At 67.0% G+C, this 15,314-nt stretch carries 16 protein-coding genes and 1 pseudogene; 11 read left to right on the forward strand and 6 right to left on the reverse strand.

Translation table 11 applies throughout. The features are described from left to right. The first annotated feature begins 226 nt into the window (after window positions 1-226). A complete protein-coding gene (locus JHD80_RS15170; protein WP_282568398.1) occupies window positions 227-952 on the forward strand; it encodes a sugar-binding domain-containing protein in 726 nt (241 codons plus the stop codon). A 103-nt stretch (window positions 953-1,055) separates the two neighbouring features. Continuing rightward, window positions 1,056-1,955, forward strand: a complete 900-nt coding sequence (locus JHD80_RS15175; protein WP_248311574.1) for a carbohydrate kinase family protein — start codon at window positions 1,056-1,058, stop codon at window positions 1,953-1,955. Here the strand turns inward: JHD80_RS15175 and JHD80_RS15180 are convergent. After that, window positions 1,953-2,240: pseudogene (locus JHD80_RS15180) on the reverse strand (transposase); the annotation flags it as partial. The gene JHD80_RS15175 and the pseudogene JHD80_RS15180 sit on opposite strands and share 3 nt — an antisense overlap. Before the next feature lie 264 nt (window positions 2,241-2,504). Here JHD80_RS15180 and JHD80_RS15185 point away from each other — a divergent pair. Further along, a complete protein-coding gene (locus JHD80_RS15185; RefSeq protein WP_199088792.1) occupies window positions 2,505-2,705 on the forward strand; it encodes a hypothetical protein in 201 nt (66 codons plus the stop codon). Between the two features lie 68 nt (window positions 2,706-2,773). Here the strand turns inward: JHD80_RS15185 and JHD80_RS15190 are convergent, their stop codons facing one another. Beyond that, complete coding sequence (locus JHD80_RS15190) at window positions 2,774-3,037, reverse strand: PsiF family protein (protein WP_199088794.1); 264 nt, start codon at window positions 3,035-3,037, stop codon at window positions 2,774-2,776. 145 nt (window positions 3,038-3,182) lie between these two features. Here JHD80_RS15190 and JHD80_RS15195 point away from each other — a divergent pair, with 145 nt between their 5' ends. From JHD80_RS15195 to JHD80_RS15230, 8 genes are all read left to right on the forward strand, one after another. Continuing rightward, the gene (locus tag JHD80_RS15195; RefSeq protein WP_199088796.1) at window positions 3,183-3,521 is read left to right on the forward strand and encodes a hypothetical protein; all 339 of its coding nucleotides are present in this window, start codon (window positions 3,183-3,185) and stop codon (window positions 3,519-3,521) included. A gap of 321 nt (window positions 3,522-3,842) precedes the next feature. After that, on the forward strand, window positions 3,843-5,513 hold the full coding sequence (locus JHD80_RS15200) for an acyl-CoA dehydrogenase family protein (protein ID WP_248311570.1): 1,671 nt from the start codon (window positions 3,843-3,845) through the stop codon (window positions 5,511-5,513). A 15-nt stretch (window positions 5,514-5,528) separates the two neighbouring features. Further along, entirely contained in the window at window positions 5,529-6,359 is an 831-nt protein-coding gene (locus JHD80_RS15205) for an AraC family transcriptional regulator (protein WP_199088799.1), read from the forward strand. A 97-nt stretch (window positions 6,360-6,456) separates the two neighbouring features. Continuing rightward, a complete protein-coding gene (locus JHD80_RS15210; protein WP_199088800.1) occupies window positions 6,457-7,182 on the forward strand; it encodes an alanyl-tRNA editing protein in 726 nt (241 codons plus the stop codon). 9 nt (window positions 7,183-7,191) lie between these two features. Then, complete coding sequence (locus JHD80_RS15215; protein ID WP_199088802.1) at window positions 7,192-8,127, forward strand: DMT family transporter; 936 nt, start codon at window positions 7,192-7,194, stop codon at window positions 8,125-8,127. A gap of 64 nt (window positions 8,128-8,191) precedes the next feature. Further along, window positions 8,192-9,298: an acetylornithine deacetylase gene (argE, locus tag JHD80_RS15220; protein ID WP_199088803.1), complete on the forward strand. Its 1,107-nt coding sequence runs from the start codon at window positions 8,192-8,194 to the stop codon at window positions 9,296-9,298. A 53-nt stretch (window positions 9,299-9,351) separates the two neighbouring features. Further along, window positions 9,352-10,686 (forward strand): MFS transporter, encoded by a 1,335-nt coding sequence (locus tag JHD80_RS15225; protein WP_199088805.1) that lies wholly within the window; start codon window positions 9,352-9,354, stop codon window positions 10,684-10,686. 140 nt (window positions 10,687-10,826) lie between these two features. Beyond that, window positions 10,827-11,630 carry a DUF72 domain-containing protein gene (locus tag JHD80_RS15230; RefSeq protein ID WP_199088806.1) on the forward strand — a complete coding sequence of 268 codons (804 nt, stop codon included), beginning with the start codon at window positions 10,827-10,829 and terminating at the stop codon, window positions 11,628-11,630. Between the two features lie 4 nt (window positions 11,631-11,634). Here the strand turns inward: JHD80_RS15230 and JHD80_RS15235 are convergent, their stop codons facing one another. The 4 genes from JHD80_RS15235 to purH form a co-directional block, all read right to left on the reverse strand. Then, window positions 11,635-12,123 (reverse strand): YbaK/EbsC family protein, encoded by a 489-nt coding sequence (locus tag JHD80_RS15235; protein ID WP_199088807.1) that lies wholly within the window; start codon window positions 12,121-12,123, stop codon window positions 11,635-11,637. Beyond that, a complete protein-coding gene (locus tag JHD80_RS15240) occupies window positions 12,120-12,398 on the reverse strand; it encodes a hypothetical protein (protein WP_199088808.1) in 279 nt (92 codons plus the stop codon). The genes JHD80_RS15235 and JHD80_RS15240 overlap by 4 nt, the downstream gene beginning before the upstream one ends. Before the next feature lie 3 nt (window positions 12,399-12,401). Further along, window positions 12,402-13,580 carry a low temperature requirement protein A gene (locus JHD80_RS15245; protein ID WP_199088809.1) on the reverse strand — a complete coding sequence of 393 codons (1,179 nt, stop codon included), beginning with the start codon at window positions 13,578-13,580 and terminating at the stop codon, window positions 12,402-12,404. 74 nt (window positions 13,581-13,654) lie between these two features. Then, the gene (gene purH, locus JHD80_RS15250; protein ID WP_199088810.1) at window positions 13,655-15,247 is read right to left on the reverse strand and encodes a bifunctional phosphoribosylaminoimidazolecarboxamide formyltransferase/IMP cyclohydrolase; all 1,593 of its coding nucleotides are present in this window, start codon (window positions 15,245-15,247) and stop codon (window positions 13,655-13,657) included. Window positions 15,248-15,314 lie beyond the last annotated feature (67 nt).

The following is a 15,314-nucleotide window of genomic DNA, read 5'->3' on the forward strand; positions in this document are numbered from 1 at the left end:
AGCTGGGCAGTCAGCACCCGCCCCTCGCCATCAAGATCGGCCAAGACACTGCCCCATCGAAGGCTGATAGAGCCCGTCCTCGATCGCGATCATATGCCGTCGATCTCGCGCTGGACCGAAGCCACGGCCGAAGCAGCCTCGGTCCACCGCCCGCTGCCCAAGCCAAGCCACGACGTCGACCACATCAGATGTCCGTGTCCTGCCGCCGGCCGATTTCGATTTCGCCCTGTCCTCGGCGCTGATGCAGAAGGCGGGCCTGCGACGCGTGATCGTACTCCCCGCCGCCGACCCGGCATCCGAATTGGCCATTCTCGCCGATGCGGCAGCGTCCCATCTGATCGAGCCGGGAGCGCCGGAGGACGTTGCCGGGCGGACGACCAGCCGCATCCTCGATCGGATCGGCGAATTGCCGGGGCGCTCGATGGTCCAGCTCTTGGGTGTCAGCCGTGCCACCTATTTCCAATACGACCCGGCCGAGATGATCCGTGCGATGGCCATGCGCTTCCGTGGCCAGACCTTTCCGATCTATGCCCCGCTGCTGCTCGCGGACGCGGCCCTGGTCGCTTCGCTGCGCGAGCAGATCGGCATCGCCGACAGCATCGCGCAGTTCCAGAAGCTGACACGCGTGCTGTTCTCGGTCGGGGGCTGGAAGCGGGACGGCTCGGGCGTCTTCGAGAACTTCGACGAGAACGCGCGCCCAAGGGCGCGAGGCCGGCGCGACGGCCGTAATCCTCGGGCCCATCCTCGATGCGGAAGGGCGGCGCATCTGTCGCTTCCTGTCCGAGCGTTGCCTGACGATCTCTACGAAGATTTCATCCTCGCCCCGGATCGCGTGGCCGTCGGCGGACACGCCCGCGCCGACGCCGTGCTGGCATGCGTGTGCGCCAAGGCCGCGACGGCGCAGGTAAGGGATGCGAAGACGGCCCAATACGTCCTGGACGCGTTACTATGATGGACGCTGCAGAAAACAAGAGCATCGGGGGCACGCCGCAATGAGCGTTCTGGTCTGCGGAGAGGCGATCGTCGACCTGTTCGTCGATATCGGCGAGGGGACGATGCAGGCGCAGCCGGTCCTTGGTGGTTCGCCCTACAACGTGGCGATCGGCCTTGCCCGGCTCGGCGTGTCGACCGCCTTCTTCGGCGGCCTCTCATCGGATCTGTTTGGCGCCGCGATACGGTCCCGCCTCGTCGCGGAAGGTGTCGACATCGCTCATTGCGTCGAAACAGAGCAGCTGACCACGATCAGCATCGTCGGGACGAATGCGCAGGGGTTGCCGGCCTATGCTTTCCACGGTGAAGGCAAGGCCGATCGCAGCGTCGATGTCGCGGATCTGCCGAAGGAACTCGATCATCATATCCGCGCCATCGCGATGGGTTCCTTCACGCTCGCCGTCGAGCCCGTCGCCAGCGCGCATCTTGCACTCGCCCAGCGCGAGGCGGGCTCGCGGCTGATCTCCATCGATCCCAATCTGCGTCCGACGGTGACGCCGGACCTTGCCGATTGGCGGCGGCGTTTCGCCGCGTTCGTCCCTCGCGCCGGCATCATCAAGGCCAGCGACGAAGACCTTGCCATAGCATTTCCCGGCACGGCCCATCGCGATTTGACGGAGAGCTGGCTTGCGGCCGGGGCGGAGCTTTGCATCATAACCCATGGAGCAAAGGGTGCGGTCGCCTGGCGCCGGGGAAGGGAGCCGGTCGTCCAAGCCGGCCGGCCGGTCGAGGTCGTGGACACGGTCGGAGCGGGGGACAGCTTCCATGCGGCGCTGCTGGCGTGGCTCGATCAGCGCGGACTTCTGTCGCGCGAAGGCCTGTCCGAGCTGGGCGATGCGCAATTGTCCGAGGTTCTGGCCTTCGCCGTGACCGCCTCCGCCGTAACCTGCTCGCGACGTGGTGCCGAGCCGCCGCGGTCGAGCGAGATGCCGCGACCGTCGGCCGCCCCCGACATCGCAAGCTAGGCTGAGCCGGCAGAACCAGCGATAGGCGAGGCTCAGATGCACGTCCTCGCACAGGCGCCGCTCCGAGCGGATCCCGAAGCTGTAGCCGATCAGCAGCATCCGGATCATCAGCGTCGGATCAATCGAGGGCCGTCCCATCTCGCTGTAGAACGGTCGCAGATGCGCGCGGATATCCGAGAGATCGACGAAGCGATCAATGGCGCGCACCCTGTGCCCTAATGACACATGCCGCTCCAGGCTGAACTCGTAGAACGGTGCCTCCTGCGCCACCATCCGCTTGCCCATATCGCGCCGCCATCCGACAATGACCACTGAAACAGGACTTCACGCGCCCACAATGCCGACTTTTTGAACGTATCCGCCAAGTCCGGACATTGGCCCCTTGCCTGGAAGCGGACATGCCAACCCGTGGGGATAGGCTGCGATCCCGCCATGCTTGCGCAAGCATGCCGGCCTGCCGAAACGAGGGTAGCTGGCGGCCCGATCATCTCCATATCATGCTGCGTCGCACAATCATTGGTGCGTCGCAGCGAGATTGAGAGACTGGATATGGCGAAGCGGAACAGCGGATCGGTTCGCCGCCGCAAATCATCGGACTTGCGGAAGCAATGGCGGGCCATCGTCGAGGCCTGGAAACAGGGCCATCTCGAGTGGCAGGGCGCCTGGGGCCCGGCCCCGAACGAGCCCGGCTGCCTGTGTCCGCGCGTGATCCTGGTCGAGCAGGGACTGGTCGTCGCCGAAGCCGCCTGAGCCGGCGCCGGCGCCTCGCTTTCGGCGTGGGCCGGATCGCTACGATCCGACCCAGCGGCGTGGCCCATTCAGGCCTTCTTGCAGGCGTCGCGGAACGTCTTACGGGCCTTGCCGTGCAGCCCCTTCTGATCCGCCTGATCGGAGCAGGCCTTCGACTTGGCAGTCCGCTCGCTGGAAGAGGTCGCGGTCTTCTTGCCGGCAGGAGCCATCGGCGCGGGAGCCGTCACGGCCGGCTTTGCGGCGGGGGCGGACGGGGCCGGTGTTTGCGCGGCGGCGTAGCCCGTCATCATGGCGAGCGCCGCCATCGGCAGCAGATAGCGCGAGAGGTTCATGGGATCGTCCGTCATTAACCCGGGGGATCGATTCCAGGCAGTCGCCGGGCCGGCTGTCGGATGAGAGAAGTTCGCGCCCGGCCGTTTGAATGGATGCTGAACGAATAGCGGCAGCAATCGGGCGCCGGACCGCTGGCTCATTCCCGTGGCCAGCGGGCTGAAGAATGGGCTAGCTTGCGAACGAGATCGACCGAGGTGCCTCATGTTCGAAGCCGTCAAAGATAAAGTCGAAGCCGAGATCATCACGCTGGCGACCCAGAATCAGCATCTCCTGACGGATTTCCTGGGCGAGAAGGCCTCCAGCCTCGTCAATGACGATGCCGCAATGCGGAATCTCTCCCTCAAGCTGTATGATCTCCTGCCGGCGATGCTGAAATCGATCGTCGGGCAGGACACGTTCACATCCTTCATGCTCGACAACCGCCAGAGACTGATCGCGGCCATCACGGCGGCCGCGCAGCGATCCGGCGGAACAGGCGCCTGATCGCCCGAAGGTAGCGACCGGCGCCGATCGCCGTCCGTGCCGGTTCGCGGGCTGCGCCCTCAAGATTCAAGCTTCCATTGAGACGATGCCTTTCGAGCCTGAGGCGGAGACCTATCAGCGGTGGGGATCGGGCGAGGCCAAATTCACATGGGCTGACGAAGACCCGATCCCGAGCATTGGCTAATCGACGCCGGAATCGAGGCCTGGCGACATAGCAACCGGACATCCCAGGCGGTCGCGTCCACAATTCTCACCAATAGACGCCCGTCGCCGATGCGCTACGCTTCCGGGCGGACAACGTTCGAGCCAGGGGAGGATGTCTTGCTCGCGAGGGAAACCCGGACCTATCCGACGACGACCCATGAGGTGACGAACCAGTCCGGCGCGTTGACCGGCGTGAATGTGTTCGCTCAGGACGCTATCCTCAGGGAGACGGTGGCGCGCGAAGGTGCCGGCTGGGTCGCGGAGCGCGCGCTGCGGCTGGGCGATGCCGCCGGCGATCCCATCTGGCAGGAGCGCGCCCATCTCGCCAACCAGAATGAACCGCGCTTCACCAGCCATGACCGTTTCGGCCATAGGATCGACCTCGTCGAGTTCCATCCGAGCTATCATGCGCTGATGGAGCTCGCGTTCGGCTCGGGCGTGCACTCCCTCGCCTGGAACGCCAACCGGCCGGGCGCTCATACGGCGCGCGCCGCCTTGTCCTATATCTGGAACCAGATCGAGAATGGCGTCGGCTGCCCGACCGGCATGGCTTATTCGGCGATCCCCTCGCTGCGCCTGGTCCCCGAGATCCGGTCCCTATGGGAAGGCAAGGTGCTGGCGGACGCCTATGACCCCCGCCCGGTGCCGATCGCCGAGAAGGCGGGCGCGACCATCGGCATGGCGCTGACCGAAAAGCAGGGCGGCTCGGACCTGCGCGCCAACGCGACGCGCGCCGTACCGGTGAGTGGCGGCGGCCCCGGCGGCGAATATCGCCTGACCGGACACAAGTGGTTCTGCTCCGCGCCGATGAGCGATGCCTTCCTGACGCTCGCCCAGACGGAAAAAGGGCCTTCGTGCTTCTTCGTGCCGCGTTCGTTGCCGGACGGCACCCGCAACCGCTTCTTCATCCAGCGGCTGAAGGACAAATGCGGCAACCGCTCGAACGCCTCCTCCGAGATTGAATATGACGACACCTATGCGGTCCTGCTGGGCGAGGAGGGCCGCGGCGTGCGCATCGCGATCGAGATGGCGCATCTGACCCGGCTCGACTTCGCCGTCGGCTCCGCCGGGCTGATGCGCTGGGCACTCAGCCTGACGCTGCACCATACCCATAACCGGCGGGTCTTCCAGCGCGTGCTGGCCGAACAGCCGCTGATGCGCAATGTGCTGGCCGATCTCTGCCTGGAATCGGAGGCCGCGACCTTGATCGCCTTCCGCCTTGCGCGCGCCGTCGACGAGGCTGCGGCCGGCTCGGAGGAGGCGCGCCTGCTGGAGCGCATCCTCACCCCGGTTGCGAAATTCTGGAACTGCAAGCGCGCGCCGGCCTTCGTGGCGGAATGCCTGGAATGCCATGGCGGCAACGGCTTCATCGAGGAGCAGCCGATGCCGCGTCTCTATCGCGAGGCGCCGCTCAACGGCATCTGGGAGGGCGCCGGCAACGTGATCTGCCTCGATGTGCTGCGCGCGCTGCAGCGCGAGCCGGATACGGTCGCGGCACTCCTGGCGGAACTGTCGCTGGCGCGTGGAGCGGACCGGCGGCTGGATCTCGCCATCGACGCCTTGGAAGTCGAGCTTTCCGACACACGCGACCAGGAGCACCGTGCCCGCCAGATCACCATCCAGATCGCCACGGTGATGGAGGCGGCGCTGTTGGTGCGTCACTCGATTCCCGCGACGGCGGATGCGTTCGTCGCCTCGCGCCTCGAGGGGCTGCCCAATCGCGCCTTCGGCAGCCTGGCGCGCGATTGCGATCTGGCCGCGATTGTCGCACGATCGCGGCTATCCTGACCCTCGGAAAGCAGCTTGGCCCGCGTCGATCTCCGCAATTCCTCCCGCTACTGGCGCGACCCTCGGGTTCCGGGCCTGAGCTGCCTCGTCGCCGATTTCACCAGCCATGACTATGCGCCTCATAGCCACGAGGCTTTCGTCGTCGCCGTCACCGAAGCCGGCGGGGCCGAGTTCAAGAGCCGGGGGCGGGCCGACGAGGCGAAGGCCTCGACCCTGCTGGTCTTCAATCCCGACGAGCCTCATTCGGGGCGGATGGGCTGGAGCCAGCGCTGGATCTATCGCGGCTTCTATCTGACCTCGCCGGCGATCGAGACGCTCAAGACCGCGCTCGGCCTCGATGCCACCGCCTATTTCACGCGCAACAGCCTGCACGATCCGGATCTGATCGACGCCTTTCTCGGCCTGCATCGAATCCTCGATGAAGGGAACGACCCTCTCGAGGAGCGCGAGCTTCTGGTGCGCAGCTTCGGAGCGCTCATCCGGCGTCACGCTGCCGGCGAACCAGGCCTAACCTTGCCGACGCGCGACCAGGTCAAGGCGGCCCGCATCCGCGAAATCATGCGGGCCCGTCATGCCGAGGAGCTCACGCTGGAGCAATTGGGGACCGAGGTCGGGCTCAACCCGTTCCAGCTGATCGCCCTGTTCAAGCGCAGCACCGGGCTCACCCCGCATGCCTATCTCACCCAATTGCGCCTCAAGACCGCGATCGCTGCGCTGGGTCGCGGCGCGACGATCGCCGCCGCCGCGCTCGACGCCGGCTTCTACGACCAGAGCGCCCTGACGCGGCACTTCAAGCGCGCCTATGGGATCACGCCGCTGCAATGGGTGCGCGCCGCCTCTGATTGAGCACGCTCTCAATTTCCACCAATACCCGCACACCGCACTGCACCATTCTCGCCTGCACGCAAAAGCCCCGTCGGGGCTGTCGGCAAGGTGAGATTGGATGTCCCGTTATTTCTGCCTCGACCACCCTGACGTCCTGACGCTGACGACCGAGGTCACGGATGCGCGGCCGGGGCGGGTCCTGCTCGCGGAAAGCCCGTTCTATCCGGGCGGCGGCGGCCAATTGTCCGATCGCGGCACGCTCGCCTGGGACGGCGGCGAGGTCGCGATCTCGGGCTTCGAAAGCGAAGGCGGCCATCTCTGGCACCTGCTCGCCGAGCCCATCGAACTGCCGCCGGCTTCAGCCGAGGCGCGGGTCGATGGCCCGTTCCGGCATTTGATGCGCGCGCTGCACACCGACCTGCATATCGTCAACGCCGTGGTCTTCCAGGATTTCGACGGCGCGCTCGTCACCGGCGTGCAGATGAACGAGGACGGAACCGCGCGCATCGATTTCGACCTGCCCGATGCCGACAATGAGCGGCTGCGCGCGATCGAGGAGACGGTCAACGCGCTGATCCGGCAAGACCTCGCGGTGCAGGCGACCCACATCCCGGAGGCAGCGGCCTTTGCGGAGCCCGGCCTGATCCGATCGCGCTCCGTGGCCCCGCCGCCGAGCGCGGACGGCCAGGTGCGCATCGTCGAGATCGTCGGCCTGGACCGGCAGGCCTGCGGCGGCACGCATTTCGCTTCGACGGGCGCCTCGCCGCCGATCCGCATCCTGAAGATCGACAACAAGGGCCGGCACAATCGCCGGTTGCGCATCGGCCTCGCCGAAATCCTGTGAGGCTGCGCGATGACGATCCTCCAGCGCCTCTGGGCGCAGCCCTTGCTGCTTCTGCCCCTGCCGCCATTGTTCTGGGCCGGCAATCTCGTGCTCGGCCGCGCGCTCGCCGGCTCGTTTCCCCCGGTTTCGCTCGCGGTCGGTCGCTGGGTCGTCGCGCTGGCCTGCCTGCTTCCCTTTGTTTTCAGGGCGATGGGAGCGCAGCGAGAGGCGCTCTTTCGTGCTCGCGGTCTCGTCTTCGCATGCGGCGCCTTTGGCATCGCCGGCTATAACGCACTCGGTTATCTGGCCCTGCAGAGCGCGCCGGCGGCAAGCGTCGCCTTCCTCAACTCGACGCTGCCGCTGATGGTGCCGCTCGCCGCCTTCCTGCTCGGCGTCGAGCGCGTCTCGGCTCGCGTTCTGGCCGGCATTGCCATCTCCTTCATCGGCGTGACTTGGATCGTCGCGCGCGGCGAGCCGTCGACGCTGTCGGGCCTGAGCCTCGCCGGCGGGGAGCCGCTGGTGCTGATCGCAGTCGCCAACTACGCGGTCTATTCGGTGCTGCTGCGCCGCCGGCCGGCGGATCTCGATCCGCTCGTCTTCCTGGCCGCGACGATGGCGGCGGGGCTGCTGGTGCTGCTGCCGTTCTGGTTCTGGGAGCTCGCGCGCGGCGCAACGATCCCGACGGGCCCCGGCCCGATCGCGGCGGTGCTCTATATCGGCGTCTTCGCTTCGCTGCTGGCTTTCATTATCTGGAACCGCTGCGTCGCCACGCTCGGAGCCAGCGTGACGGGCGCATCCTTCCATCTCGTCGCCTTATTCACCGCCGCGCTCGCCTTTCTGGTTCTCGGCGAGCCTGTGCGGCCGTTCCACCTCGTCGGCGCTGCGCTGATCCTCGGTGGCTTCGGCCTCGCCGCAATCGGCAGCAGCTCCAGCGCATCCCGAAGCTCTGCGGGGGCGAGATCATGACCGCCTCTTCGCAAGACGGCTTCGTCGACCATAAGCAGCCGGCGTTCGTCGCCGATGACCGCCGATGAGCAAGACCGTCGCCCTTCTCGAGGAGTTGGTCGGTTTCGACACGACGTCGAGCCGGTCGAATCTGGCGCTCGTCGAGCGGGTCGCCGATCGGCTCGACAGCACCGGCGCGCGGATCCGGCTGAGCCATGACGAGGATCGGAGCAAGGCCAATATCCTGGCCAGTTTCGGGCCCCGAGGGCCCGGCGGCATCGTGCTGTCGGGCCATACCGACGTCGTTCCGGTCGACGACCAGAGCTGGTCCTCCGACCCGTTCCGTCTGACCGAGCATAATGGAAAGCTCTACGGCCGCGGTGCGGCCGACATGAAAGGCTTCGTCGCCGCCTGCCTCGCCGCCGCGAGCGGCTTCAGGGGCGCAGATCTGGCCCGGCCGATCCACATCGCCCTGTCCTATGACGAGGAGGTCGGCTGCCTTGGCGTGCCGCGCCTGATCGACGATTTGCTGGCGCATGAGGCCAAGCCGGAACTCGCCATCGTCGGTGAGCCGACGGGGATGCGCCTTGGCGATCGCCATCGGGGCTTTCTCGGCTTCCGCACCCGCTTCGAGGGCAAGGCAGCGCATTCAAGCGATCCCAGCGCCGGCGCGAGCGCGATCTATCCCGCGGCCGATTTCATCGGATTCCTGAAGTCGATCGGACACCGCGCCGGAGCGGGGATCGACCAAACGACCGTCAATATCGGCCGGATCGAGGGCGGCTCGGCGATCAACATCGTGCCGTCCGCCTGTGAGGTGCTGTGGGAGTTCCGACCGGTGACGCCGCAGGACGCCGACGAGACCGAGTCGCTGATCGCCTCCTATCTCGCGCGCGCCATTCCGCCTGACATCCGCCAGACGACCCGGCGGCATGTCCATGTTCCGCCGCTGTCGCCTGCCGGCGACGAGCCGGCGCTGGTCCTGGCTGCAGGCCTCGGCGGCATCTGCCCGCCCTTCGCGATGCCCTTCGGCACGGAGGCCGGCTTCTTCCAGGCGGCCGGCATCTCCACGGTGGTATGCGGGCCGGGATCGATCGCGCAGGCGCATCAGCCCGACGAATGGATCGAGCGCTCGCAGCTCGATGCAGCGGACGCCTTCCTGGCTCGCCTCGCGGGGTGGGCGAGCCGCTGACAATTCCGAAAGCCACGGCCTCGACGCCAGGGCTGCTTGAAGAGGGGATCATCATGACGCAGCTCGTCGGCACTCATCCCGACCCGGATGCCGCATCGGCCACCAGCAGGCTCTCGGGCCGGCGAGCGGTGATCGCCGCCATCGTCGGCAACACGCTGGAGTGGTACGATTTCGCCGTCTACGGCTTCTTCGCACTGACGCTCGCCAAGCTCTTCTTCCCGACAGGCGACCCGACCGTCTCGCTGCTCCTCACCGTCGCCACTTTCGGCGTCGGCTTCATCATGCGCCCGGTCGGCGCGCTCGTCCTGGGGACGCTCGCCGATCGTCGCGGGCGCAAACTGGCGCTCTCCCTAACGATCCTCCTGATGGCGTTGGGGACGGCGATGATCGGTCTTGCGCCGACCTATGCGACGGCCGGGGCCTGGGCACCCGCGATCATCGTTCTCGCCCGATTGATCCAGGGCTTCTCCGCCGGCGGCGAGATCGGCGGGGCGACCGCCTTCCTCGTCGAGCACGCTCCGCCGGCGCGGCGGGGGCTCTATGCGAGCTGGCAGCAGGCCAGCCAGGCCGGGGCGCTCCTGCTTGGTTCGCTGACCGGCGCCGTGCTGACCGGCCTCCTGCCTGCAGCCGATATCGAGGCCTGGGGTTGGCGGGTCCCGTTTCTGCTCGGTCTGCTGATCGCGCCAGTCGGCCTCTTCATCCGCTTCCGGGTCAGCGAGACGGACGCCTTCAAGGCGATCCTGCGTGAGCGCGCGGCGCGACCCGAAGCGTCGTTCTCTCCGCTGCGCGATACGCTTGCCAAGCACCGTTCCGCCGTGGTCGCCGGCTTCGGCATCACCATCGCCTGGACGGTTTGCACCTATTTCTTTCTCGTGACGATGCCGACTTATGCCGTGCGCCAGCTTGGCGTACCCCAAAACGCGAGCTTTCTCGCCAATAGCGTCGGCCTTGTCCTGATCGTCATCTTGGCGCCCGTGTTCGGCGCTTGGTCGGATAAGATTGGACGGCGCCCGATCATGCTCGCTGCGGCATGCGGGATTCTGCTCGCCTGCTGGCCTCTGCTGTTCTGGCTGACCCATCAGCCCAGCGTCGTGAACCTCGTGCTTGCGCAGATCGTCTTCGCCGTGCTGATCGCCGGCTTCAGCGGGCCGGCTCCGGCTGCGATGGCAGAGCTCTATCCGCCCGCGATGCGCTCGACGGGCCTGTCCATCGCCTACAACCTGGCGGTCACGATCTTCGGGGGATTCGCGCCTTTCATCACGACATGGCTCATCCTCCAGACGGGAAGCGCCCTTGCACCGGCGTGGTACGTCATGCTTGCCGCGGCGATCAGCCTGACGACGCTCGTCGCGAGCGGCAATCTGATCAGGAGGCCGGATGATCGATGACGGCCGGGGGCGAGGTTACGGGCTCGGTTCTCCTGACATCGGTCTGTAGCTCGGAAGGCTAGCTTCTACTTTTGCCGAAAGCGGGTGGCGCTCGACCAGCCATCCGGGCGAGTATCGGCATCAGGAGAATGGAGCGCCCCATGGCCCGTGAAGCAGGCAAGATCCATATCGGCATCGGCGGCTGGGTGTTCGAGCCCTGGCGCGGGGCGTTCTATCCGGACGGGCTGCCGCAGAAGCGCGAGCTCGAATATGCCGCGAGCAAGCTGACCTCGATCGAGGTCAACGGCACCTATTACGGCTCGCAGAAGCCGGAGAGCTTTGCGAGATGGCGCGAGGAGACACCCGACGATTTCGTCTTCGCGCTCAAGGGCTCGCGCTTCTGCACGAACCGGCGCGTGCTGGCGGAGGCGGGCCCTTCCGTCGAGAAATTCCTGACCAGCGGGCTGACCGAGCTCAAGCACAAGCTCGGGCCGATCAACTGGCAGTTCATGCCGACGAAGCAGTTCGATCCCGCCGATTTCGAAGCCTTCCTTAAATTGCTGCCCAAGGAGCTCGACGGGATCGCGTTGCGCCATGCGGTCGAGGTCCGGCATGACAGTTTCCGCTCGCCGGATTTCATCGCGCTTCTGCGCGCGTATGGTGTCGCCGCGATCACCTCGGCCGATGCGGATTACACACAGATCGCCGACGTGACTGCGCCCTTCGTCTATGCGCGGATCATGGGGACGAAGGAGGCCGAGCCGAAGGGCTATTCCGAGGCGGGGCTCGATCGCTGGGTCAAGGCCGCGCAGGCCTGGGCCAAGGGCGGCGTGCCCGAAGGGCTGGAGACGGTCGGGCCGGCGGCCAAGGCCGAGAAACGCGACGTGTTTCTCTATGTCATCAGCGGCGACAAGGTGCGCAATCCCGCCGCCGCGATGGAGCTGATCGCGCGGACGAAGGGCTGAGCGCCTACTCCGCCGCAGCTGTCTCCTGCGCCGCTTCCTGGCAGGTATCGACCCATTCGGCCCGGGTCAGCTCGGCCATGCGCTCAGGCGCGATGCGCAGCGCGCTATGGGTCGAGCCTGCTGCCGGAACGACGATATCGAAGGCTTTCAGCGAGACGTCGCAATAGACCTTGAGCGGCGTCGCGAGCCCGAAGGGGCAGACGCCGCCGACAGGATGGCCGGTCAGGGCTTCGACCTCCTCCTGGCCGAGCATGCGCGGCTTGCCGCCGAGCGCCGCCTTGGCCTTTCTGTTGTCGAGCCTGGCGTCCCCGCGGGTGACGACCAGGACGACCTCCTCACCGATGCGCAAGGAGAGCGTCTTGGCGATCTGGCCGGGCTCGACGCCATGGGCCGCCGCGGCAAGCGGCACGGTCGCGCTGCTCTCGGGCGTCACGATGATGGCAATGTCGGGAGCGTGCTCGGCGAAGAAGGCGCGGACGGATTCGAGGCTCATCGGGCAATTCGCGAGGTCAGCCACAGGATCAGCAGGCTGGCGACCGCCGGCACGCCGAAGACGACGAGGAAGATCGGCGCTTCCTCCGTCACGCTATAGCCTGCGCGGGCGACACCGATCGAGAGATTGATCAGGGCCCCAGTGAACCAGAGCGGCAGGAACAGCTTCACCGCGAAGGGGATCGGCCGTCTGGCCGAGATCGAAAGGCGCGGCGCCAGGACGAGCAGGATTCCGAGCAGCGCGAAGCCGATGCCGATGACCTTGATGGTATGCATGGGTCAGGCTTCCTTGGCCCGCAGCGAGATCGCTTCCCAGGCTGCGACGAGGATCAGGATCGCGGTCGCGGCCAGGCTGAAGCCGAGCGGCGGCAGCACGGTCCAGGCCGGGGTGAGCACGGCGAGCAGGCCGAGGCCGACGAGATGGGAGAGCGGATACCAGCCGGCCGTGATCCGTTTGAACAGCAGGTTGCCGAGGAGGTAGAAGGCCGGGCCGGCCAGGACCGCGATCGCCGTCCTGCCGTCGGTATGGCCGGTGGGATGTGCGATCACCAGTTCGTCGCCGACCGCGACGAGGACGATGCCGGCGACCAGCAGGACATGCAGATAGGTATAGGCGATCCGCGCGATCCGGCCCGGGTCTTCCGAATGGGCGATATGCTGGCTCGCCCGCTCGGCGCCGATATGGAAATAGACCCACCACATCGCCACCGTGCTCAGGAAGGCATTGAGGAAGGCCGTCAGATTGACCGTCGTCGGCGGCAGCTTCGCGGCGGTCGCGCCGGTCATGATGACGGATTCACCGAGCGCGATGATGATGAAGAGGGCGCAGCGCTCGGCGAGATGGCCGCCTTCGACATTCCAGTCGCTGGTCAGCGAGCGGCCGAGGCCAAGCACCCGGAAGCCGACGGCGGGGCCGACATACTCGATGCCGAGCGCGATCAGCCAGAGCCCGAAGCGCAACGGCCCTTCGCTCAGGCCGCCGGCGATCCAGAAGACGCCAGAGCAGACCAGCCAGATCGTGATGCGCTGGAAGTTGCGGTAGTTCGCGGGCGAGGCGTCCCTGAGGCTCACCATCGTGAAGACCGAGCGGACGAGTTGGGCCGTGACATAGGCGCCGGCGAAGGCGAGGCCGGTCGCGCCGAAAGCCTCGGGCAGCGCGCAGGACATCACCAGCCCGAGGAACATCAGGACGAAAAGCAGGATCCGGACCGGCGGCCGTTCGGGGTCGAGCCAGTTCGTCACCCAGCTCGTATAGATCCAGATCCACCAGACGGCACCGAGCAGGAAGGCGGCCTGGGCCAGTCCGAGCACGCTGAAATGCTCGAGCAGCGTGTGCGAGATCTGCGTGATCGCGAAGACGAAGACGAGGTCGAAGAAGAGCTCGACGTACGAGACCCGCGCATGCTGGTGTTCGACGCGCTCCCTGAGCAGCGCGCCGGATTTGTGAGCTTTGGCCATGCAGACCCCTATCCCCTGCCGCGCGGCTTCACGCGCAGCCCGTCAGCAAGCCTGTCCTGCGGCCCGCCCCGCCGTCAATGGCGGAAGTGGCGGTGCCCCGTGAAGACCATGGCGAGGCCGGCCTCGTCGGCCGCCTTGATGACCTCGTCGTCGCGCATCGAGCCGCCGGGCTGGATCACGGCTGTAGCGCCGGCCTCGGCCGCGGCGAGCAAGCCGTCGGCGAAGGGGAAGAAGGCGTCGGAGGCGACGACCGAGCCCTTGGCCAGGCTCTCCGCGACGCCCGCAGCCTTGGCGGCCTCGGCGGCCTTCCAGGCGGCGATGCGTGAGGAATCGACGCGGCTCATCTGGCCGGCGCCAATGCCGACCGTGGCAAGGTCCTTGGCATAGACGATGGCGTTCGACTTGACGTGCTTGGCGACGCGGAAGGCGAAGCGCAGATCGGCAAGCTCACGCTCGCTCGGCTGGCGCTTCGTCACGACCTTGAGCTCCATATCGTCGACGACGGCATTGTCGCGCGACTGGACGAGGAAGCCGCCGGAGACGGTGCGCAGCGACAGGCCGGGCGCGCGGACATCCGGCAGGCCGCCGGTCACTAGCAGGCGCAGGTTCTTCTTGGCGGCGATCAGGGCGATCGCCTCCTCGTCGGCATCCGGGGCGATGATGACCTCGGTGAAGACCTCGACGATCTTCCTGGCCGCGGCGGCGTCGAGCTTGCGGTTCAGCGCGACGATGCCGCCGAAGGCGGAGACGGGGTCGCAGGCGAGCGCGCGCTCATAGGCTTCGAGCAGCGAACCGCCGGCCGCGACCCCGCAGGGGTTGGCGTGCTTGACGATGACGCAGGCGGCCGAGGCCTCCGGCGCAAACTCGGCGACGCATTCGAAGGCGGCGTCGGTATCGTTGATGTTGTTGTAGGAGAGCTGCTTGCCCTGGACCTGGCGGGCGGTCGAGACGCCCGGCCGGTTCTCCGGCGTGCGGTAGAAGGCGGCCCATTGATGCGGGTTCTCGCCATAGCGCATCGTCTCGGCCAGCGCGCCGCCGAGCGCGCGGAAATGCGGGGCGGTGTCGCCGAGTTCGCCCGCGAACCAGTTCGAGATCGCCGCGTCATAGGCCGCGGTGCGGGCATAGGCCTTCTGGGCGAGCTTGCGGCGCAGCGTCAGCGTGGTCGCGCCCTTCTGCGCCTCGAGATCGGCGAGGACGGAGGGGTAGTCGGCCGGCTCGACCACGACGGCGACGTCGTGATGGTTCTTGGCGGCGGCGCGGATCATGGCGGGGCCGCCGATATCGATGTTCTCGATGCAGTCGTCATAGGGCTTAGCCGCAGCGACGGTCGCCTCGAACGGGTAGAGGTTCACGACGAGCAGGTCGATCGGCTGGATGCCGTGGCCGAGCATCGAGGCCTGGTGCTCGGGATGCGAGCGGATGGCGAGCAGGCCGCCATGGACCTTCGGATGCAGCGTCTTGACCCGGCCGTCCATCATCTCGGGGAAGCCGGTGAGATCGGAGACGTCCGAGACCGGCAGGCCGGCCTCGGCGATCGCCTTGGCGGTGCCGCCGGTCGAGACCAGCGCGATGCCGAGCTTGTGGAGGGCGCGCGCGAAATCGATCAGCCCCGTCTTGTCGGAAACGGAAAGGAGCGCGCGTTCGACGCGGCGAAGCTCATTCGGCATCGGGATCAGGTCCGGCTTGGATTGCGGGAAGGCAGTTTCGGCAGACGCGCGCGGGCTATCATGCTGC

Origin of the sequence: Allobosea sp. ASV33 (assembly GCF_016428755.1) — a bacterium.
GTDB lineage: Bacteria > Pseudomonadota > Alphaproteobacteria > Rhizobiales > Beijerinckiaceae > Allobosea.

What these genes read in the sequence shown, in the direction of transcription:
- JHD80_RS15175 (WP_248311574.1), top strand. Translation starts at nt 1,056, where the DNA reads ATGCAGGCGCAGCCGGTCCTTGGTGGTTCGCCCTACAACGTGGCGATC.
- JHD80_RS15185 (WP_199088792.1), top strand. Translation starts at nt 2,505, where the DNA reads ATGGCGAAGCGGAACAGCGGATCGGTTCGCCGCCGCAAATCATCGGAC.
- JHD80_RS15190 (WP_199088794.1), bottom strand. Translation starts at nt 3,037, where the DNA reads ATGAACCTCTCGCGCTATCTGCTGCCGATGGCGGCGCTCGCCATGATG.
- JHD80_RS15210 (WP_199088800.1), top strand. Translation starts at nt 6,457, where the DNA reads ATGTCCCGTTATTTCTGCCTCGACCACCCTGACGTCCTGACGCTGACG.
- JHD80_RS15215 (WP_199088802.1), top strand. Translation starts at nt 7,192, where the DNA reads ATGACGATCCTCCAGCGCCTCTGGGCGCAGCCCTTGCTGCTTCTGCCC.
- argE (WP_199088803.1), top strand. Translation starts at nt 8,192, where the DNA reads ATGAGCAAGACCGTCGCCCTTCTCGAGGAGTTGGTCGGTTTCGACACG.
- JHD80_RS15225 (WP_199088805.1), top strand. Translation starts at nt 9,352, where the DNA reads ATGACGCAGCTCGTCGGCACTCATCCCGACCCGGATGCCGCATCGGCC.
- JHD80_RS15230 (WP_199088806.1), top strand. Translation starts at nt 10,827, where the DNA reads ATGGCCCGTGAAGCAGGCAAGATCCATATCGGCATCGGCGGCTGGGTG.
- JHD80_RS15235 (WP_199088807.1), bottom strand. Translation starts at nt 12,123, where the DNA reads ATGAGCCTCGAATCCGTCCGCGCCTTCTTCGCCGAGCACGCTCCCGAC.
- JHD80_RS15240 (WP_199088808.1), bottom strand. Translation starts at nt 12,398, where the DNA reads ATGCATACCATCAAGGTCATCGGCATCGGCTTCGCGCTGCTCGGAATC.
- JHD80_RS15245 (WP_199088809.1), bottom strand. Translation starts at nt 13,580, where the DNA reads ATGGCCAAAGCTCACAAATCCGGCGCGCTGCTCAGGGAGCGCGTCGAA.
- purH (WP_199088810.1), bottom strand. Translation starts at nt 15,247, where the DNA reads ATGCCGAATGAGCTTCGCCGCGTCGAACGCGCGCTCCTTTCCGTTTCC.